This is a genomic window from Ponticoccus sp. (in: a-proteobacteria), from assembly GCF_048381735.1.
Map to the genome: position 1 here is coordinate 256,916 of NZ_JBLXGL010000003.1, position 17,958 is coordinate 274,873.

The 17,958-nt window shown below is 68.8% G+C and carries 19 protein-coding genes; 13 read left to right on the plus strand and 6 right to left on the minus strand.

Features of this window, described 5'->3' with window-relative positions; translation table 11 throughout:
* Window positions 1-27 precede the first annotated feature (27 nt).
* Both ACN5KJ_RS08300 and ACN5KJ_RS08305 read left to right on the plus strand, forming a co-directional pair.
* Window positions 28-1,224 carry a GNAT family N-acetyltransferase gene (locus ACN5KJ_RS08300; RefSeq protein ID WP_418593251.1) on the plus strand — a complete coding sequence of 399 codons (1,197 nt, stop codon included), beginning with the start codon at window positions 28-30 and terminating at the stop codon, window positions 1,222-1,224.
* On the plus strand, window positions 1,221-1,511 hold the full coding sequence (locus ACN5KJ_RS08305) for a 4a-hydroxytetrahydrobiopterin dehydratase (protein WP_347165734.1): 291 nt from the start codon (window positions 1,221-1,223) through the stop codon (window positions 1,509-1,511). Before ACN5KJ_RS08300 ends, ACN5KJ_RS08305 begins: the two co-directional genes overlap by 4 nt.
* 180 nt (window positions 1,512-1,691) lie before the next feature.
* On the opposite strand, the gene ACN5KJ_RS08310 is transcribed toward ACN5KJ_RS08305, so the two are convergent.
* Complete coding sequence (locus ACN5KJ_RS08310; protein WP_347165735.1) at window positions 1,692-2,180, minus strand: peroxiredoxin; 489 nt, start codon at window positions 2,178-2,180, stop codon at window positions 1,692-1,694.
* Between the two features lie 81 nt (window positions 2,181-2,261).
* Here ACN5KJ_RS08310 and ACN5KJ_RS08315 point away from each other — a divergent pair, with 81 nt between their 5' ends.
* The 3 genes from ACN5KJ_RS08315 to ACN5KJ_RS08325 all read left to right on the plus strand — a co-directional run bounded on the left by ACN5KJ_RS08315 (window position 2,262) and on the right by ACN5KJ_RS08325 (window position 5,183).
* Window positions 2,262-3,470 (plus strand): NAD(P)/FAD-dependent oxidoreductase, encoded by a 1,209-nt coding sequence (locus ACN5KJ_RS08315; protein ID WP_418593253.1) that lies wholly within the window; start codon window positions 2,262-2,264, stop codon window positions 3,468-3,470.
* Window positions 3,467-4,042: a 16S rRNA (guanine(966)-N(2))-methyltransferase RsmD gene (gene rsmD / locus ACN5KJ_RS08320; RefSeq protein WP_418593255.1), complete on the plus strand. Its 576-nt coding sequence runs from the start codon at window positions 3,467-3,469 to the stop codon at window positions 4,040-4,042. Before ACN5KJ_RS08315 ends, rsmD begins: the two co-directional genes overlap by 4 nt.
* Window positions 4,043-4,214: 172 nt before the next feature.
* The gene (locus ACN5KJ_RS08325) at window positions 4,215-5,183 is read left to right on the plus strand and encodes an MBL fold metallo-hydrolase (RefSeq protein ID WP_418593257.1); all 969 of its coding nucleotides are present in this window, start codon (window positions 4,215-4,217) and stop codon (window positions 5,181-5,183) included.
* 146 nt (window positions 5,184-5,329) lie between these two features.
* Here the strand turns inward: ACN5KJ_RS08325 and map are convergent, their stop codons facing one another.
* The gene (gene map / locus ACN5KJ_RS08330) at window positions 5,330-6,181 is read right to left on the minus strand and encodes a type I methionyl aminopeptidase (protein ID WP_418593258.1); all 852 of its coding nucleotides are present in this window, start codon (window positions 6,179-6,181) and stop codon (window positions 5,330-5,332) included.
* Between the two features lie 93 nt (window positions 6,182-6,274).
* On the opposite strand from map, the gene ACN5KJ_RS08335 reads away from it, so the two are divergent.
* From ACN5KJ_RS08335 to ACN5KJ_RS08350, 4 genes are all read left to right on the plus strand, one after another.
* Window positions 6,275-7,174, plus strand: a complete 900-nt coding sequence (locus ACN5KJ_RS08335) for a mechanosensitive ion channel family protein (protein ID WP_418593259.1) — start codon at window positions 6,275-6,277, stop codon at window positions 7,172-7,174.
* A gap of 140 nt (window positions 7,175-7,314) precedes the next feature.
* Window positions 7,315-7,974, plus strand: a complete 660-nt coding sequence (locus tag ACN5KJ_RS08340) for a histidine phosphatase family protein (protein WP_418593261.1) — start codon at window positions 7,315-7,317, stop codon at window positions 7,972-7,974.
* 100 nt (window positions 7,975-8,074) lie between these two features.
* Window positions 8,075-9,133 (plus strand): saccharopine dehydrogenase, encoded by a 1,059-nt coding sequence (locus tag ACN5KJ_RS08345; protein WP_418593263.1) that lies wholly within the window; start codon window positions 8,075-8,077, stop codon window positions 9,131-9,133.
* A complete protein-coding gene (locus ACN5KJ_RS08350) occupies window positions 9,130-10,260 on the plus strand; it encodes a saccharopine dehydrogenase C-terminal domain-containing protein (protein ID WP_418593264.1) in 1,131 nt (376 codons plus the stop codon). Before ACN5KJ_RS08345 ends, ACN5KJ_RS08350 begins: the two co-directional genes overlap by 4 nt.
* A 294-nt stretch (window positions 10,261-10,554) precedes the next feature.
* Here ACN5KJ_RS08350 and ACN5KJ_RS08355 read toward each other — a convergent pair whose 3' ends face one another.
* The 3 genes from ACN5KJ_RS08355 to ACN5KJ_RS08365 are packed head-to-tail and all read right to left on the minus strand — an operon-like array spanning window position 10,555 to window position 12,899.
* Window positions 10,555-11,676: a CaiB/BaiF CoA transferase family protein gene (locus ACN5KJ_RS08355; RefSeq protein ID WP_418593266.1), complete on the minus strand. Its 1,122-nt coding sequence runs from the start codon at window positions 11,674-11,676 to the stop codon at window positions 10,555-10,557.
* Window positions 11,673-12,350 carry a DsbA family protein gene (locus tag ACN5KJ_RS08360; RefSeq protein WP_418593268.1) on the minus strand — a complete coding sequence of 226 codons (678 nt, stop codon included), beginning with the start codon at window positions 12,348-12,350 and terminating at the stop codon, window positions 11,673-11,675. The genes ACN5KJ_RS08355 and ACN5KJ_RS08360 overlap by 4 nt, the downstream gene beginning before the upstream one ends.
* 36 nt (window positions 12,351-12,386) lie before the next feature.
* Window positions 12,387-12,899: a DUF721 domain-containing protein gene (locus tag ACN5KJ_RS08365; protein ID WP_418593269.1), complete on the minus strand. Its 513-nt coding sequence runs from the start codon at window positions 12,897-12,899 to the stop codon at window positions 12,387-12,389.
* 87 nt (window positions 12,900-12,986) lie between these two features.
* Here ACN5KJ_RS08365 and mutY point away from each other — a divergent pair, with 87 nt between their 5' ends.
* The 3 genes from mutY to ACN5KJ_RS08380 all read left to right on the plus strand — a co-directional run bounded on the left by mutY (window position 12,987) and on the right by ACN5KJ_RS08380 (window position 16,278).
* A complete protein-coding gene (gene mutY / locus ACN5KJ_RS08370; protein WP_418593271.1) occupies window positions 12,987-14,045 on the plus strand; it encodes an A/G-specific adenine glycosylase in 1,059 nt (352 codons plus the stop codon).
* Between the two features lie 25 nt (window positions 14,046-14,070).
* Window positions 14,071-15,204, plus strand: coding sequence for an alkane 1-monooxygenase (locus ACN5KJ_RS08375; RefSeq protein ID WP_418593569.1), 1,134 nt, complete (start codon window positions 14,071-14,073; stop codon window positions 15,202-15,204).
* 153 nt (window positions 15,205-15,357) lie between these two features.
* The gene (locus tag ACN5KJ_RS08380) at window positions 15,358-16,278 is read left to right on the plus strand and encodes a manganese-dependent inorganic pyrophosphatase (RefSeq protein WP_418593273.1); all 921 of its coding nucleotides are present in this window, start codon (window positions 15,358-15,360) and stop codon (window positions 16,276-16,278) included.
* Between the two features lie 157 nt (window positions 16,279-16,435).
* Here the strand turns inward: ACN5KJ_RS08380 and sfsA are convergent, their stop codons facing one another.
* The gene (sfsA, locus tag ACN5KJ_RS08385) at window positions 16,436-17,140 is read right to left on the minus strand and encodes a DNA/RNA nuclease SfsA (protein ID WP_347165744.1); all 705 of its coding nucleotides are present in this window, start codon (window positions 17,138-17,140) and stop codon (window positions 16,436-16,438) included.
* Between the two features lie 45 nt (window positions 17,141-17,185).
* Here sfsA and ACN5KJ_RS08390 point away from each other — a divergent pair, with 45 nt between their 5' ends.
* The gene (locus tag ACN5KJ_RS08390) at window positions 17,186-17,917 is read left to right on the plus strand and encodes a molybdopterin-binding protein (protein ID WP_206565690.1); all 732 of its coding nucleotides are present in this window, start codon (window positions 17,186-17,188) and stop codon (window positions 17,915-17,917) included.
* Window positions 17,918-17,958: the final 41 nt, after the last annotated feature.

The window sequence follows — 17,958 nt, forward strand, 5'->3', positions numbered from 1 at the left end:
GGGCGGAAACGCCAGATTGAACCCGTGATGACCGACCAGAGCCCCGGCCCGACGCTCACCGTCTCCGTGCTGACAAGCCTCTCGCAGATCGCCGCGGGCGACTGGGATGCCTGCGCCTGCCCCGAGGACGCCGAGGGCCGGCCCTACGATCCCTTCACCACCCACCGCTTCCTCAGCGCGCTGGAAGACAGCGGCTCGGTCGGGCGCGGCACCGGGTGGGAACCGCGCTATCTCGTCGCCGAAGCCGAGGGCGAGACGATCGCCGTGGCGCCGCTGTACGGCAAGACCCACAGCCAGGGCGAATACATCTTCGACCACAACTGGGCGCACGCGCTGGAAAACGCGGGCGGCGCCTATTACCCCAAGCTGCAGATCGCCGTGCCCTTCACTCCCGCCACCGGGCGCCGCTTCCTCACGAAGCCGGGGCACGAGACGCAGGGCATGTCGGCGCTGCTTCAGGGCGCCGTGCAACTCGCCGCCGAGAACGGCCTGTCCTCGCTGCACACCACCTTCTGCACCGAGGCAGAGGCCATCGCGGGCGAGCGCATGGGCCTGCTGCGGCGCGTGACGCAGCAGTTCCACTGGTACAACCGCGACTACGCCGATTTCGACGCCTTCCTCGCCGACCTCAGCAGCCGCAAGCGCAAGACCATCCGCAAGGAACGCCGCACCGCGCAGGCCTTCGGCGGCCAGATCGAGACCCTGACCGGCGAGGCCATCCGGCCCGAACACTGGGACGCCTTCTGGCAGTTCTACCAGGACACCGGCGCGCGCAAATGGGGCGCCCCCTACCTGACCCGCGCCTTCTTCGAAATCGCGCACGAGACCCTGCGCGACGATATCGCGCTGGTCCTCTGCACGCGCCACGGCCAGCCGGTGGCGGGCGCGCTGAACTTCATCGGCCGCCAGGCCCTCTACGGACGCTACTGGGGCTGCACCGAAGACCACCCCTGCCTGCATTTCGAGGCCTGCTACTACCGGGCCATCGACTTCGCCATCGCGCAGGGCCTGACCCGGGTAGAGGCCGGGGCCCAGGGCGACCACAAGCTGGCGCGCGGCTACCTGCCCGCGCAGACCCATTCGCTGCACTGGATCGCCAACCCCGGCTTTTCCGAGGCGGTAGAGCGCTTTCTCAAGGCGGAACGCGCCGCAGTAGACGAGGATATCGAGATCCTCACCGGCTACGGCCCGTTCCGGAAGACCACTCAGGAGGAAAGAGAATGACCGAGAAACTGTCGGACACCGCCCGCCAGACCGTGCTGGAGCCGCTGTTCTCCGCCGGCTGGGAGATGGTCGAGGGGCGCGATGCGATCCACAAGACCTACAAGTTCGGCGACTTCACCGAGGCCTTCGCCTGGATGACCCGCGCCGCCATGTTCGCGGAGAAATGGAACCACCACCCCGAGTGGTTCAACGTCTACAACAGGGTCGAGGTGACGCTGTCGACACATGATGTCGACGGCCTGTCGCAGCTGGACGTCAAGCTCGCGCGCAAGATGGACAGCCTGTAGGGCCACGGCCCGGCTTCTTCGGTCCAAAAATACCGCGGGGGAGGCCGCAGGCCGGGGGCGGAGCCCCGCTTGCCCGACCTCCGCCGCCCGGACCGGAACAGTATGGAATGGAAGAAGCTTTTGCGCCGCAAAAGCTTCCCCCCGCCCATCCTTTGCGACGCAAAGGATGGCTCCTCCTCGTCAGATCGCGGCGAGAATCGCCTCGCCGCCCGAGGTCTCGCAGACACCCGGGTTCTCTTCGGCGTGCAGCACCTTGACCACGCCGTCCTCGGCATAAAGCGCATAGCGCTTCGAGCGGTCGATCAGGCCCACCGGCGGCGCCGAGAAATCCATGCCCGCCGCCTTGGTGAATTCCGCCGCCGGGTCGCCCAGCATGGTGATGCCGGCCGCCGTGGCACCGGTATCGGCGCCCCATGCGCCCATCACGAAGGGGTCGTTCACCGACAGGCAGATCACCTCGTCGACGCCCTTTTCCCGGAAGCCATCCAGCGTGCGCATGAAGCTTGGCACATGCGCCGTGGAACAGGTGCCCGTATAGGCGCCCGGCAGCGCGAAGATCACGACCTTGCGGCCCTTGACCTTGTCCGAAAGCTTGACCTCTGCGGGCCCCTCCGGCCCCATGTATGCCAGAACCGCCTCGGGCAGCGTCGCCCCAACTGAAATCGACATTGTCGCTGTCACTCCTGCGTTTGCGTTTTCCTGCGCCTCGACTATAGGCTCCGGCACGCAAAGGGAAACGGGAGAGTGACCATGTCGGGTGTCGTTGTTGTCGGGGCGGGTCAGGCGGCGGCGTCGCTGGTCGCGAAACTGCGCAGTGGCGGCTACGCGGGACAGATCACCCTGGTCGGCGAGGAGCCCGTGGTGCCCTACCAGCGCCCGCCGCTGTCCAAGGCCTACCTGCTGGGCGAGATGGATCTCGACCGTCTCTTCCTGCGGCCCGCAGAGTTCTACGCCGCCCAGAACGTCACCCTGCGTCTCGGCTCCCGGGTGACGGGGATCGACCGCGCCGCCCGGACCGTAACAGTCGGACAGGACACCCTTTCCTACGACGACCTCGTGCTCTGCACCGGTGCCCTTCCCCGCCGCCTGCCCGAGGCCATCGGCGGCGCGATCGGTGGCGTCTACGCGGTCCGCACCCTTGCGGATGTCGACGCCATGGCCCCGCGGTTCCAAAAGGGCGCCCGCGTGCTGATCGTCGGCGGCGGCTACATCGGGCTCGAGGCGGCGGCGGTGGCCGCGAAGCTGGGCCTGACCGTGACCCTGGTCGAGGCCGCGCCGCGCATCCTGCAACGGGTCGCCGCGCCCGAGACCTCGGACTACTTCCGCGCCCTGCACCAAAGCCACGGCGTCGACATCCGCGAAGGCACGGGCCTGGTCAAGCTGACCGGCGGTGGCGAGGTCACCGGCGCCGAACTCTCGGACGGCACGCGGCTCGAAATCGACTTCGCCATCGCCGGGGTCGGAATCGCGCCCGACACGGGTCTGGCCGAAGCGGCGGGGCTCGATATCGACAACGGCATCCTCGTGAACGCACAGGGCCAGACCTCCGACCCGGCGATCTGGGCGGCGGGCGACTGCGCGGCCTTCCCGCAGGCCGGGGCCCTCATGCGGCTGGAAAGCGTCGGCAATGCCATCGACATGGGCGAGCTGGTGGCCGGGAACATCCTCGGCGCGGGCCGCGCCTATGCCGCCAAACCGTGGTTCTGGTCGGACCAATACGACACCAAGCTGCAGATCGCCGGGCTGAACGCAGGCTACGACCAGATCGTGACGCGCAGGGCCGAGGACGGCGGGCTGTCGCACTGGTACTACGCCGGCGACAGGCTGCTGGCGGTGGACGCGATGAACGACAGCCGCGCCTATATGGTCGGCAAACGCCTGATCGAGGCGGGCCGGACAGCGGACAAGGCAGTGGTGGCCAACCCTTCGGCCGACCTCAAGCCGCTGCTGAAAGGGTGAGGATCGTCGCCGGAGAGTTTCGCGGGCGCCGCCTTGCCGCGCTTGGCAAGGGCGACCCGGGGGCGCATCTGCGCCCCACCACCGACCGGGTGCGCGAGGCGCTGTTCAACATGCTGGCGGGCGGGCGGTTCGGCGAGCCCTTCGACGGCACGCGGGTTCTGGACCTCTTCGCCGGCACCGGCGCATTGGGTCTGGAGGCCCTGTCGCGCGGCGCCGCGCACCTGACGCTGGTGGAAAACGGCCGCACCGGCCAGCGGCTGATCCGCGAGAACCTCAAGACGCTGGGATGCGCCGACCGGGTGCGCCTGATCGGCGCCGACGCCACCCGCCTGCCCGCCGCCGATGCGCCCTGCGCGCTGGTCTTCCTCGACCCGCCCTACGGCAAGGGCCTCGGCGAGCGGGCCCTGACCGCCGCCCGCACCGCGGGCTGGCTGGCGCCCGGCGCGCTTGTCGTCTGGGAAGAAAGCGCAGCCCAGCCCGCGCCAGAAGGCTTCACCGCGCTCGAAACCCGGGCCTACGGCGACACGGTGGTGACCCTCCTCAGCGCCCCGACCGGGGCCGCACAGCCCTAGGACAGCGGCCAAGCCCCTGCCCCCTGCCCGAACCCCGCGATCCCTAGCCCCCCTGCGGCCCCCGGAAACGCGCCGATCCCGGAAGACGGAGCTCCACACCTGCAAGGCTGGCAAAGCGCGCAGGCTCTGGTATCATCGCATTCAAATGCATGAATGACATGGGAGGTCCAACATGCCGCTTTTCCGCCCCTCACGCCGCGCGCTTCTGTCCATGGCCGCCGCAGCCCCGACGCTGGCCCTGCCGGTGCGCGCGCAGGCCCAGGCGCTCGGCGCCCCCTCGGCCAGCAACCCCGCGCACATGCAATTCACGCTGGGAGAGATGACGCTGACCGTGGTCTCCGACGGCCACCTCGAGCTTCCGGCCAACAGCCTCGGCGTGAACGCCGATCCCGAAGAGGTCCGCGCCTTCCTCGAAAGCTACTTCCTCTCGACCGACACCAATTACGCCCATGCCAACCACCTGGTCATCCAGACCGGCGAGGCCACGGTCCTCGTCGACACCGGCTCCGGCAGCCGCTTCCTGCCCACCGCCGGGCGGCTGGCGGAGAACCTCGGAAAAGCGGGCATCGAGCCCTCGGCGATCACCCATGTCCTGATCACCCACGCCCATCCGGACCACATCTGGGGCATCCGGGACGACTTCGACGAGGCGCTCTTCCCCGATGCCGCCTATTTCGCCGGCCAGACCGAACACGACTACTGGATGCAGGACGACCTGGTGAACCAGGTCCCGCCGGAAATGCAGCAATTCGTCGTCGGCGCGGTCAATGCCTTCCAGGTCGAGGGCGTCGACTGGACGCTCCTTGCCAATGACCAGGAGGTCGTCCCCGGCGTGCGCGTCACCGATACACCGGGCCACACCCCCGGCCACCTCTCGGTGATCGTCGAATCGAACGGCCAGCAACTGATCGCGCTCGGCGATTCGATGAACCACGCCCATATGAACTTTGCCCACCCCGACTGGGTCAACAATTTCGACATGGATGCCGAGACCACGCAGGCCACGCGAAAGCGCCTGCTCGACATGGCCGCGGCGGACCGCATGGCGGTTCTGGGCTACCACTTCCCCTTCCCGGGTGTGGGCCATGTGCGCACCAGAGGCGAAGCCTACGAATTCGTCCCCGCCCTCTGGCAATGGTGACGGTGCGCCCTTCTTCGGTCTGAAAATACCTCGGGAGGGGGTCGGGGAGGGCAGAGCCCTCCCCGGGGCCTGCGTGGCCTGAACGCAAATCGACCCTCTGCGCCGCAAGGCGCGCCTCGGGATCGGGCGCCCGATCAGCGCCTGGATCAGCCGTAGGTCGGGTGGAACAGTCCGCCGGGCGACAGCGTGAAGATCTCGCAGCCCTCCGCCGTCACGCCGACCGAATGCTCGAACTGCGCCGACAGCGACTTGTCGCGCGTCACCGCCGTCCAGTCGTCGGCCAGAACCTTGGTCTCGGGACGGCCGAGGTTCACCATGGGCTCGATGGTGAAGAACATGCCCTCTTCCAGCACCGGCCCGGTGCCCGCGCGGCCATAATGCAGCACGTTGGGCGGCGCGTGGAACACCCGCCCCAGCCCGTGCCCGCAGAAATCGCGCACCACGGACATGCGGTGCCCCTCGACGAAGCTCTGGATGGCATGGCCGATGTCGCCGAAGGTATTGCCGGGCTTCACCGCCTCGATCCCTACCATCAGCGCGTCATGCGTCACCTGGATCAGCCGCTCGGCCTTGCGCGGCAGCTTTCCGGCCACGTACATCCGGCTGGTGTCGCCGTACCAGCCGTCCACGATCACCGTCACGTCGACGTTCAGGATATCGCCGTCCTTCAGGGTCTTGCCGCCCGGAATGCCGTGACAGACCACGTGGTTCACGCTGATGCAGGAGGCATGCTGATAGCCCTTGTAGCCGATCGTGGCCGAAATCGCCCCGGCCTCTTCGACCCGCGCGCGGATATAGTCATCGATCGCCTCGGTGGTCTGCCCGACGAAGATCCGCTCGGGCAACGCGTCGAGGATCTGCGCCGCAAGCGCCCCCGCCCGCTGCATCCCGGCAAAATCGCCCGGTTCGTAGATGCGGATGCCGTCCCGCGTGACCCGCCCGCTTTCGTCCATCTTCACAAGGTCGCTCCACTTTGTCCTGCCCCCGTTTAACCCCATGGCGGCGCTTTTGCCAGACCGCCGCCGCGCGCCCCGGGGAACCCTTTGCACGGACCCGGGTTGGGAGCGCAGACCGACAAGGGGGACAACACCATGGACCGGCTGAACGCGCTGATGACCACAGAACTCGTCAACGGAACCTCGCTATCGGACCTTCTGACGCTGGAATTCCTCGCGCAGGCGCTGGGGAATGTGGTCGCGGCGCTTCTGCTGCTGGCCGTCAGTTTCATGGTCGCGGGCTGGGTCCGGCGGCGCATCCGCGCCATCGGCGAGAGCAATCCGAAGATGGACGTCACCCTCTTCCACTTCCTCGGCAACCTCGCGCGCTACACCGTGCTGGCCCTTGCCGCGCTGGTCATCCTCAACACCTTCGGCGTCCAGACCACCTCGATCATCGCCGCCCTCGGCGCCGCCGGTCTCGCGGTGGGCCTGGCCCTTCAGGGCACCCTGTCGAATGTCGCGGCGGGCGTCATGATCATCGTCTTCCGCCCCATCAAGATCGGCGATTTCGTCGAGGTCGGCGGCGAGATGGGCACCGTCAGGGACATCACCCTCAACACCACCGAACTGGCCAGCCTCGGCAATGTGCAGATCATCGTCCCGAACGCCGCGGTCTGGGGCAATGTGATCGAGAACTACTCCGCCTATCCCGAGCGCCGCGCCGAATGGACCTTCGGCGTGGGCTACGGCGCCAATCTGGCAAAGGCCGAGCAGGTGATCCGCGAGACCGTCATGGCGGACGCGCGCTCGATGGCGCAGCCCGAACCCTTCATCCAGGTCAATGCGCTCAACGACAGCTCGGTGGATTTCCTCGTCCGCGCCTGGGTCGCAACCGACGATTACTTCCAGTACCAGGCCGACATGAAACGCGCGGTGAAAGAGGCGCTCGACAGCGCCGGCGTGGACATCCCCTTCCCCACGCGCACCCTGCATGTGGACGGCGCCCTGCGGACCGGCACCGGGGCGCAGGCCTGCCCTCCCGCCACAGAGTGACCAAGGGCCGCCGGAGCGCGCCACGCCCGGATCTTCTCCGGTCCTCAAATACCTCTGCGCCGTTGCAACCGGCGCGCCGCCTTTTCTTTCCGCGCCACGCCCCGTAAGACCGCCCCGGCACAGAAGCGAAAGGCGGTCCCATGTCCTTCATCACCCTCGTCCGCCACGGACAGGCCAACTCTGCCTCCCGGGACGAGGCGGGCTATGACAAGCTCAGCCCGCTGGGGTGGGAACAGGGGCGCTGGCTGGGCGGCTACTTCCGGCAGGCCGGAGAGCGCTTTGCCCGCGTCTACACCGGCACCCTGCGCCGCCACGTCGAGACCGCCGAGGCCATCGCCGCCGATTGCGCGACCGCGCCGATGCGCGACGAACGCCTGAACGAGCTGACCTATTTCCACATGGCGCAGATGCTGGAAGAGCAGCACGCCATCGCCATGCCCGCCGACCGCGAGGCCTTCGTCCGCCACCTGCCCGTGCTCTTCGCCCATTGGCGCGACGGCCGGATCGAGGGCGCGCCCGAGACCTTCCAGGCCTTCGAATCCCGCACCCGCGCGGTGCTGGAAGAGATCGCCGCAGGCGAGGGCCGCGCGCTGGTGGTGACCTCGGGCGGGCTGATCGGCATGGCCATGCGCATCGTCATGGGACTGGACCTGCCCGCCATGGCGCATTGCTGCCTCGCCATCGAGAATTCCTCGGTGCACCGCATCCAGCCGCTGCCCTCGGGCCTTGCGCTGACGCAGTTCAACGCGCTGCCGCACCTCGACACGCCGGAACGGCAGCACGCCCGCAGCCACCTGTGAGGGGCAAAATTCTTCGAAGAATTTTGCAAGGGCTTTCGAAAGCCCTTGCCTCCGCCCCGGGCAACCTGTCCCCTCTGCCTCGACCGAAAGGAGATCCCGCATGACCCATCTCTGGATCCGCGCCGAGACCCGCCCGAACGAGGAACGCGTCGGCATCACCCCCGAGGGTGTGGCGCGCCTTGTCGCCCGCGGCACGCAGGTCACGCTCGAGGACAGCCCGACCCGCATCCTGCCCACCGCCCCCTATGCCGAGGCTGGCGCCACCATCGTGCCCGAGGCCTCCTGGCCCGGCGCGCCGGAGGACGCGCTGGTCTTCGGCCTGAAAGAGCTGCCCGACGACGGCACGGCCCTGCGCCACCGGCACATCCTCTTCGGCCACGCCTACAAGGGCCAGCCAGACGGGCAGCGCCTGCTGAAGCGCTTCGCCGAGGGCGGCGGGACACTCTACGATCTGGAATACCTGCTGGACGAGAACGGCCGCCGGGTCGCCGCCTTCGGCTACTGGGCGGGCTACGCCGGTGCCGCCGTCTCGCTCTTGGCCTGGGCCACACAGCGGCAGGGCGCGCTCTGCCCGCCGGTCAGTGCCTGGCCCGACGAGGCCGCCCTGCAACGCGACCTGCGCGCCGCGCTTCAGGGCGCCTCGCCGCTGCCCCGCGCCATTGTCATCGGCGCGCTGGGGCGCGTGGGCTCCGGCGCGCGCGATCTCTGCGCCGCCATGGGCGTGACCACCACCGACTGGGACATGGCCGAGACCGCCTCGGGCGGGCCCTTCCCCGAGGTGCTGGAGCACGAGGTCTTCCTCAACTGCATCCTCGCCCAGCCCGGCTGCCCGGTCTTCGTGCCCGCCGGGGCCCGCGGGGCGGACCGCCGCCTGAGCGTCATCGGCGACATTGCCTGCGACCCGACCAGCGCCTTCTCCCCGATCAAGGTCTACGACCGCGCGACCTCCTGGGAGGAACCGGCGCTGCGCGCGCATGAGGATCCCCCGCTGGACGTCATGGCCATCGACAACCTGCCCTCGCTGCTGCCGCGCGAATCCTCGCTGGATTTCGCCGCGCAGCTTCTGCCCCATCTGGAAACGCTCGACCGGCTGGATCAGGGCGTCTGGGGCCGGGCGAAGGCGCTCTTCGACACCCATCTGAAGGAGGCAACGACATGACCATCCACTGGTGCGGCACCGGCCTGTCCGCCGTCCCCGGCCTGCGCCGCCTGATCGAGGCCGGCCACCCCGTCACCGTCTGGAACCGGACCCTGGACAAGGCGCAGGCCGCCGTGGGCGACCTGACCGACGCCATCCGGACCTTCGACATCGAGGCCCTGCGGGCCGAGGCCCGCGCGGGTGACGTCATCGTCTCGATGCTGCCCGCCGACTGGCATGTGCCGCTGGCGGAACTGGCCATCGAGGCCGGTGCGCAGTTCGTATCGTCGTCGTATATCGCGCCCGAGATGCGGGCGCTGGACGCCCGCGCCAGGGCAGCGGACGTGCGCCTGGTCAACGAGGTCGGCCTCGACCCGGGCATCGACCACCTGATGGCCCATGCGCTGATGGCCGACTACAAGGCCTCGCCCGCCTTCGACAAGACCAACGCGGTGTCCTTCCTGTCCTATTGCGGCGGCGTCCCGAAAGAGCCCAATGCCTTCCGCTACAAGTTCTCCTGGGCGCCGGTGGGCGTGCTGAAGGCGCTGCGCTCCCCCTCGCGGTCGATCCGCAACTTCTCGCTGCTCGAGGTCTCGCGGCCCTGGGACGCGCTGACCCGCTTCGATGCGCCGCTGCCGGTCCCGGAAAGCTTCGAGGTCTACCCGAACCGCGATTCCCTGCCTTTCATGGCGGAATACGGTTTTGGCGAGGACTGGCAGGTGAAGGACTTCGTGCGCGGCACCATGCGCCTGAACGGCTGGGCGGAAGCGTGGAAGGAGATCTTCGCCGAGGCGCCCACCGCCTCTGACGCGCGGCTGGCCGAGATCGCCGACCAGCTGCTGGCCGAGAACGCCTACGGCCCCGGAGAGCCGGACCGCGTGGTGCTCTGCGTCGACCTGAAGGCCGAGCGCGAAGGCGCGCCGGTCTGGCACAAGACCTACGTCATGGACGCCTGGGGCGACGCACGCGGCAATGCCATGGGGCGGCTGGTCTCGGTGCCGGTCTCGCTGGCGGTCGAGGCGGTGCTGGCGCGGGCGGTGCCTGCGGGCGTCACGGCGGCGCCCTCGGACCCGAAGCTGGTGCAGGGCTGGCTGGAGGAGGTGCAGCGGCTGGCGCAGCACCTGATGGTGGTCGATCACCGCGCCTGACCGCGAGGGGCGCGCCGTTTTCGGGCGGCGCGCAGAGGTATTTGGGCCAAGAAGAAGCCCGGGGATGCGCCAGGCAGGCTGGCCTGTTCCCTGCCGCCCCCGGTCAAGGGGTATTTGGGCCAAAGAGAAGCATGGGGGCGCGTGTGCCTGGCGGATGTCCCGCCCGTGGCGCGCCTGCCTTTTGAGTATCTTTGCAGAGAAGACGCTGCGGGGCGTGACCGCAGGGATCGGCAGGGCGATTGGCTGGGCCGGGCTTCTTTGGTTCCTGCGAGGGCTGCTGGCCGCCCGGCCCCTTCAGCCCTTCGGCAGTTTCGGGGCGGCGCGGTCCAGCACGAGATCCGCGTCAGAGAAGCGGAAGGGGGCGCGGACGCCCGCGATGCCCTCGGGCGCGATCTGAAGGCCCCGCGCCACCACCTGCGGGTCGGCGAAGACCTGCGCCATGTCGTTGATCGGGCCGGCGGGCACGCCCTCTGCCTCGCAGGCGGCCAGCAGCGCGTCGCGGGTCAGGCTTCGCGTGGCCCCGGTCAGGCGGGCGGTCAGGGTGTCGCGATTGGCGATGCGGTCGGCATTGGTCAGGTAGGCCGGGTCCGTTGCGAGGGCCTCCAGCCCGAGGATGCCGCAGAGGCGGCGGTACTGGGCATCATTGCCCGTGGCGATGATGATATGCCCGTCGGCGCAGTCGAAGACCTGGTAGGGCGTCAGGTTCGGGTGGTAGTTGCCCGTCCGGCCCGGCGGCGTGCCGGTGGCGAGGTAGTTCAGCGACTGGTTCGCCATGGCCGTGACCGCGCAGTCCATCAGGCTCATGTCGATGTGCTGGCCGCGGCCCGTGCGCCCGCGCTGGTGCAGGGCGGCGAGGATGCCCGAGACCGAGTAGAGCCCGGTGAAGAGGTCGGTGATCGCCACGCCCGCGCGCTGCGGCTGGCCCTCGGGATCGCCGGTCACGGACATGAAGCCCGACATGCCCTGGATGATGTAATCGTAGCCCGCCCGGTGGGCGTAGGGGCCGTCCTGCCCGAAGCCGGTGATCGAGCAGTAGATCAGCCGCGGGTTGACCTGCGACAGCGTGGCATAATCCATGCCGTATTTGACCAGCCCGCCGACCTTAAAGTTCTCGATCAGGATGTCGGCATCGGCCACCAGCTCGCGCATCCGGGCCTGCCCGGCCTCTGACGCGAGATCCACGCATTCCGACCGCTTGCCCCGGTTGCACGCATGGAAATAGGCGGCGCTGCGATCCCCGTCGCGCTCGACGAAGGGCGGCCCCCAGCGGCGGGTGTCGTCGCCCTCGGGGCTTTCGATCTTCAGCACATCGGCGCCGAGGTCGGCAAGCGTCTGACCGGCCCAGGGGCCGGCCAGGATGCGCGCCAGTTCGATGACCTTCACCCCCTCGAGGGGGCCGCGCGGTGCCGAGGTCATTCGCCCAGGCGTTCGTCCAGAAGCGCCGAGAAGTCGGCGTAGTTCATGTTCGAATGCTTGGTGCCGTCGACGATGAACGAGGGCGTCGACGAGATGTCGTCGCGCGTCGCGTTTTCCTGATACCAGGCCACGAGGCTGCGCAGCTTGGTGCTGTCGGTCAGGCAAGCGTTCAGCTCTTCCGAGCCGAGGCCCGCGAGGCGGCCGATCTTGCGCAGGGATTCCGCGATGGCCTCGTCCGATCCGCCGCGCGCCCAGTCCTGCTGGCCCTTGTAGACCAGATCGGTAATGCCGAAGAACTTCTCTTCGCCGCCGCAGCGCGCGATCAGCGAGGCCCACATGCCGTATTTGTCGAAATAGACCTCGCGGTAGGTGAACTTCACCTTGCCGGTGTCGATGTAGTTCTCTTTCAGCTGCTTGAAGACCGAGGTGTGGAAGGTGGCGCAATGCGGGCAGGTGTAAGAGGCGTATTCGATCACCTCGACCGGCGCGTCCTCGGCGCCCAGCGTCATCTCGACGATGGCGGAGGTATCGACCTCTCCGGCCTCCTGCGCCGAGGCGGCGCCCGGCAGGGCGATCTGTGCGCCCGGGGCGGTGCCGGAGCCCTGCGTCATGTACCACGCGCCGCCGCCGATCAGGGTCAGCGCCACCGCGCCCGCCGTCAGGGAATTCTTCATCGCTCGCCTCGTTCCTTGCAAATCCATGGGTCGGCGCTAACGCCGCTTGCCCTTGGATATGACGTTTGCCCCCAGGCGTTCAAGCGCCGCACGCAGGCCCGGGTCGCCCACTTCGCCCGTACTGGCCCGCACCTCACGCAGAATTTCCGGCGCGTGATCGGGCTGAACGGGTTTCGCGCGCCGGTGCTGGAAGTCCACCTGCCCCTCGGCGAATCCCGTGGCGGCGGTCTGGGTGACGCGCACCCGGGCAATCGCGTTGTAGCCGTAGACGCCGTTGATCCTGGCGCGGATCTGTTCGCGCTGCATCTCGACCATGGGGGCCATGGCGCCGGTCGTCAGCACCGTCAGCGTGGCGCCAAAGCCGCCGCGGCCATAGCTGACCTCGACCGGGCGGGACATGGCGGCGAGGTCGGCGCCGACGATTTCCTCCCAGTGGGTCAGCACGCGGGACTGGGCAAAGCCGCGCGTCTCGGAGGCGTTGCGGACGCGGGTTTCGAGCAGCTTCGAGGTGCGGGCAAAGCCGTAGGTGGTGCCGCGGCGCTGGGTCATGGCTTGAATCTCTCCTGTCGCCGCTATTGTAGTGGGCGCGCGCCCTGCCGCGCCAGTCCAGTCTTGCCGCAACCGGAGCCTTTTCGCGTGTCATCCGCCGACCCCCTCGACCTGCTCGACTGGTACGACCGCCACGCGCGCGAAATGCCCTGGCGCACGGGCCCCCGCGCCCGGGCGGCGGGGGTGCGGCCCGATCCCTACCGCGTCTGGCTGTCCGAGATCATGCTGCAACAGACCACGGTCGCGGCGGTGAAGAGCTACTTCCTGGCCTTCACCGAACGCTGGCCGACCGTGACCGCCCTGGCCTCGGCGCGCGACGAGGACGTGATGGCCGCATGGGCGGGCCTTGGCTACTACGCCCGCGCCCGCAACCTGCTGAAATGCGCGCGGGTGGTGGCCGGGGACTACGGCGGGCAGTTTCCGCAGGATCACGCCACGCTGCTGACCCTGCCGGGCGTGGGCCGCTATACCGCCGCTGCCGTCGCGGCCATCGCCTTCGACGACCCGCAGGTGGTGGTGGATGGCAATGTCGAACGCGTCATGGCGCGGCTGCATGACGAGCACACCCCCCTGCCGCAGGCCAAGCCGATGCTGACCGACTATGCCGCCGCGCTGACGCCCCTGGCCCGACCCGGCGACTACGCGCAGGCGGTGATGGACCTCGGCGCCACGATCTGCACGCCCAAGCGCCCCGCCTGCGGGCTTTGCCCCTGGCGCGCGCCCTGCGCGGCCTGGGCGGCGGGGACCATGGCGGAATTGCCGAAGAAGGCGCCGAAGAAGCGCAAGCCCACGCGCCACGGCATCGCCTACCTTGCCCGTCGCGTGGATGGCGCGTGGCTGCTGGAGCGGCGGCCCGACAAGGGGCTTCTGGGCGGGATGCTGGGCTGGCCGGGGTCGGACTGGGGCGACGCCCCGGCAGAGGCGCCGCCGATCCGCGCCGAGTGGCGCGCGTTGGGCGAAGAGGCGCGCCACACCTTCACCCATTTCCACCTGCGGCTGACGGTGAAGACCGCGCTGGTGCCGATGGAACGCGCCCCGGATCGCGGAGATTTCATCGAAGCGCCCGATTTCAGCCCCGCCGATCTGCCAACGGTGATGCGCAAGGCCTTTGATCTTGCGCAAGGCGCCTGGAGCAGGCAGCGTTAGGATGGAGCGCATGAAGGACAAGCCGATGATCCCCGCCGCACAGGTCGCCCGACTGACCGCCGCGCTGCCCTTCACCCTGTCCTTCGTGCTGATCCCGCTGGTCTGGCTGGGCGCCGTTCTGGGCGGCTGGTGGGTGGTGCTGGCGCCGCTCTGCGCCTGGTATCTGTTTTCCGCCATCGACCTTGCGGTGGGGCTGAACGGCGAGAATGCCGACCTGGAGACCACCGAAGCGCAGCTGTTCTGGTATCGCGCCCTGACGCAGGTCTGGGTGCCCCTGCAGGCGGCGACGCTCTTCGGGCTGATCTGGTACGTGACCCGCGCCGACCACCTTGGCGGCTGGGAGACATTCGGCGTCTTCTTCGGCACCGGCGTGATGACCGGCACCGTGGGCATCGTCTACGCGCACGAGCTGGTGCACCAGCGCAACCGGCGTGAGCGGCTGCTGGGCGACCTCTTGCTGGCCATGGTGCTGTATTCGCATTTCCGGTCCGAGCATCTGCTGGTGCATCACCGCTATGTCGGCACGCCGCGCGACCCGGTGACGGCGCGCTACAACGAGGGCTTTCACCGCTACTACCCGCGCGTGCTGCGCCAGAGCCTGCTGTCGTCCTTCCGTGCGGAACGCGACCTGCTGGCCCGGCGCGGCCTGCCGTGGTGGCACCGGCGCAACCCGTTCTGGCTGTACTGGGGGCTTCAGGCCGGGATGCTGGCGCTGGCCCTGCTGGTCGGCGGCTGGGGCGGGCTGGGGCTGTTCCTGATCCAGGCCGGCGTGGCGATCTGGCAGCTGGAGGTGGTGAACTACGTCGAACACTACGGGCTGACCCGCAAGCACCTGGGCGGGGGCCGCTACGAACACGTGCTGCCGCGCCATTCGTGGAACGCCGCGCACAAGGCGACAAACTGGCTGATGATCAACCTGCAACGGCACTCGGACCACCATTACAAGCCCGACCGGCGCTTTCCGCTGTTGCAGACCTACCCCGAGGACGAGGCGCCGCAACTGCCCTACGGCTACCCGGTCATGGCCGTCGCGGCCATGGTGCCGCCGCTCTGGCGCCGGGTGATGAACCCGAAGGTGCGGGCCTGGCGCAAACGCCACTACCCCGAGATCGAGGACTGGCGGCCCTACTCAAGGGCCGAGTTGCCGCACCCCCGCTGAGGCATGGGGCAAGGCGCTTCGAAGCGCCTTGAAAGCGGCTTTGAAGCCGCTTTCCCGCCCCCTGCAGCATGGTCGCACCCCACCGCAGCGGGGTGACAAGGCGCACGGCCCTCGTTAGAAGGCGCGCAAATTCCGCGTCAACGAGGACTTTCCATGACCATCCAGGTTTTCGGCCACAAGAGCCCCGACACCGACAGCACCGGCAGCCCGATCATCTGGGCCTGGTATCTCAACGAGATCAAGGGCGAGGCGGCCAGGCCCGTCCTGCTGGGCGAGCCCAACACCGAGGCCGCCTTCATGCTGACGCACTGGGGTCTCGACAAGCCCGAGATCATCGGCGACGTCGAGGCGGATGCGCCGGTGGTGATCGTCGACACCAACAACCCCGCGGAACTGCCCGCCTCGATCAACAGCGCCGACATCCGCGCCATCATCGACCACCACAAGCTGGTCGGCGGGCTGGAAACCAAGGGCCCCATCGACATCCGCATCGAGCCGCTGGCCTGCACCGCCACCATCATGCACAAGATGATCGGCGCCGACCTCGCGCGGGCGCCCCGGGCCATCAAGGGCGCGATGCTGACCTGCATCCTGTCCGACACGCTGGAATTCCGCTCGCCCACCACGACGCCTGAAGACCGCGCCGTCGCCGAGGCCCTGGCCGCGGACCTGGGCGTCGACCTTTCGGGTTTCGCCGCAGAGATGTTCGCCGCCAAATCCGACGTCTCGGCCTTCTCCGACGCCGAGCTGATCCGCATGGACAGCAAGGAATACGCGGTCGAGGGCACCAAGTTCCGCGTCTCGGTGCTGGAGACCACCGCGCCCGAGATCCCGCTGGGCCGCAAGGACAGCCTGATGGAGAGCTTCAAGACCGTCGCCGCCGAGGATGGCGTCGACCAGGTGCTGCTGTTTGTCGTGGACATCCTGAAGGAAGAGGCCACGCTGCTGGTGCCGAACGACCTGGTGAAGGGCGTGGCCGAGAAGAGCTTTGGCGCCACGGTCACCGGCGACACGGTTGTGCTGCCGGGTATCATGAGCCGCAAGAAGCAGATCATCCCGAACCTGAAGGTCTGAACCTTTCCGGGATCGTGAGACGAGGGCGCCCTGCCGATGCGGGGCGCCTTTTTCGTTCCCGTCGGAGGGGGCGCTGCCCCCGGCCTTCGGCCTCCCCCGGGATATTTCGGGACAGAAGAAAACCGGGGCCCGGGGTCAGGAAAACGGGGGCCCGGGGTCAGGGCGCCCGGAACGGCAGCGGCGTGCCGAGGGTGACGCCCTGCGGCGTGATCCGGCAGCCGAAGGCGAGGACTTCGACGCCTGCGGCCTGCGCCTGCGTGAAGGCGCGCGCGTAGGCGGGGTCGAGGTCGGCGGCGAGAGTGACGGCGGTGATGTCGGTGCGCTGCACGAGGTAGAGCATCACGGCGCGGGCGCCCTGCCCCGCCACCTGCGCCAGTTCCGCAAGGTGCTTGGCGCCCCGCGCGGTCACGCTGTCGGGAAACTCGGCAAGGCCGGGGGTGCGGGACAGCGTGACCGATTTGACCTCGACATAGGCCTCGGGGCCGCCGCCCGTCAGCAGGAAGTCGATGCGGCTGTTCCGGCCGTATTTCACCTCGGGGCGGACCAGGTCGTAGCCCTGCAGGCCCGGCACCTCTCCGGCCATCAGCGCGGCCTTCAGCATCCGATTGGGCACGCCGGTGTCGACGCCGGTGAAATGCCCGCCCGGATGTTCGACCAGCCGCCAGGCCCATTTCAGCTTTTTCTTCGGGTCGTCGTTGGGCTCCAGCCAGATGCGCTGCCCCTCGTCCTTCAGCCCCAGCATGGAGCCGGGGTTGGCCACATGGGCCGTGACCTCGCGCCCGTCGTCCAGAAGACAGTCGGCGAGGAAGCGTTTGTAGCGGCGGATCAGCCGCGCGGGCACCAGATCGGTTTGAAAGCGCATGGCCCCGGCCCTATACCGTAACGCATCCAAGGCCAAGGAGCCGCCATGCCCAACCCGACCGCCGCCATGCTTGTCATCGGGGACGAGATCCTCTCTGGCCGGACCCGCGATTCCAACATGCATTTTCTCGCGCAGGAGTTCACCAAGCACGGGATCGACCTGCGCGAGGCGCGCATGGTGTCCGACGACCATGCCGCCATCGTGGGCGCGCTGAACGCTCTGCGCGCGCAATACGATACCGTCGTCACCTCGGGCGGGATCGGGCCGACCCATGACGACATCACCGCCGACGCGGTGGCCGAGGCCTTCGGCGTCTCGATCGGCATCCGCGACGACGCCCGCGCGCTGTTGCAGGCGCATTACGACCGGCAGGGGTCCGAATTCAACGCCGCCCGCCAGCGCATGGCGCGCATCCCCGACACCGCCATCCTGATCGAGAACCCGGTCAGCATCGCGCCCGGCTTCACCATCGGCAACGTGCATGTCATGGCCGGGGTGCCCGCGGTCTTTCAGGCCATGGTGGCCAGCGTCCTGCCGACGCTGACCGGGGGCGAGCCGCTGCTGTCGCAGACCCTGCGCATCCAGCGCGGCGAGGGCGATATCGCCGGGCCGCTGTCCACGCTGGCGGCGGAATTCGACGATCTTCAGTTCGGCTCCTACCCGTTCCAGAAGGACGGCGTCTACGGCGCCAACGTGGTCTGCCGCGGCACCGACGGGGCGCGCATCGACGCCGCGATGACACGGCTTGCGGCGCTTTTCCCGGACGCCCGGGCGTAACCCGATGGACAGCGGCGCGCGGGCGTCCCATAACCGGAGGG

Bases quoted from the DNA above. Each gene is read 5' to 3' on its own strand.
- sfsA (WP_347165744.1), bottom strand. From the start codon at position 17,140: ATGCGCTTTCAAACCGATCTGGTGCCCGCGCGGCTGATCCGCCGCTAC.
- ACN5KJ_RS08355 (WP_418593266.1), bottom strand. From the start codon at position 11,676: ATGACCTCGGCACCGCGCGGCCCCCTCGAGGGGGTGAAGGTCATCGAA.
- ACN5KJ_RS08325 (WP_418593257.1), top strand. From the start codon at position 4,215: ATGCCGCTTTTCCGCCCCTCACGCCGCGCGCTTCTGTCCATGGCCGCC.
- ACN5KJ_RS08350 (WP_418593264.1), top strand. From the start codon at position 9,130: ATGACCATCCACTGGTGCGGCACCGGCCTGTCCGCCGTCCCCGGCCTG.
- ACN5KJ_RS08390 (WP_206565690.1), top strand. From the start codon at position 17,186: ATGCCCAACCCGACCGCCGCCATGCTTGTCATCGGGGACGAGATCCTC.
- ACN5KJ_RS08315 (WP_418593253.1), top strand. From the start codon at position 2,262: ATGTCGGGTGTCGTTGTTGTCGGGGCGGGTCAGGCGGCGGCGTCGCTG.
- ACN5KJ_RS08345 (WP_418593263.1), top strand. From the start codon at position 8,075: ATGACCCATCTCTGGATCCGCGCCGAGACCCGCCCGAACGAGGAACGC.
- ACN5KJ_RS08300 (WP_418593251.1), top strand. From the start codon at position 28: ATGACCGACCAGAGCCCCGGCCCGACGCTCACCGTCTCCGTGCTGACA.
- ACN5KJ_RS08310 (WP_347165735.1), bottom strand. From the start codon at position 2,180: ATGTCGATTTCAGTTGGGGCGACGCTGCCCGAGGCGGTTCTGGCATAC.
- map (WP_418593258.1), bottom strand. From the start codon at position 6,181: ATGGGGTTAAACGGGGGCAGGACAAAGTGGAGCGACCTTGTGAAGATG.
- ACN5KJ_RS08380 (WP_418593273.1), top strand. From the start codon at position 15,358: ATGACCATCCAGGTTTTCGGCCACAAGAGCCCCGACACCGACAGCACC.
- ACN5KJ_RS08340 (WP_418593261.1), top strand. From the start codon at position 7,315: ATGTCCTTCATCACCCTCGTCCGCCACGGACAGGCCAACTCTGCCTCC.
- ACN5KJ_RS08375 (WP_418593569.1), top strand. From the start codon at position 14,071: ATGATCCCCGCCGCACAGGTCGCCCGACTGACCGCCGCGCTGCCCTTC.
- ACN5KJ_RS08360 (WP_418593268.1), bottom strand. From the start codon at position 12,350: ATGAAGAATTCCCTGACGGCGGGCGCGGTGGCGCTGACCCTGATCGGC.
- ACN5KJ_RS08335 (WP_418593259.1), top strand. From the start codon at position 6,275: ATGGACCGGCTGAACGCGCTGATGACCACAGAACTCGTCAACGGAACC.
- ACN5KJ_RS08365 (WP_418593269.1), bottom strand. From the start codon at position 12,899: ATGACCCAGCGCCGCGGCACCACCTACGGCTTTGCCCGCACCTCGAAG.
- ACN5KJ_RS08305 (WP_347165734.1), top strand. From the start codon at position 1,221: ATGACCGAGAAACTGTCGGACACCGCCCGCCAGACCGTGCTGGAGCCG.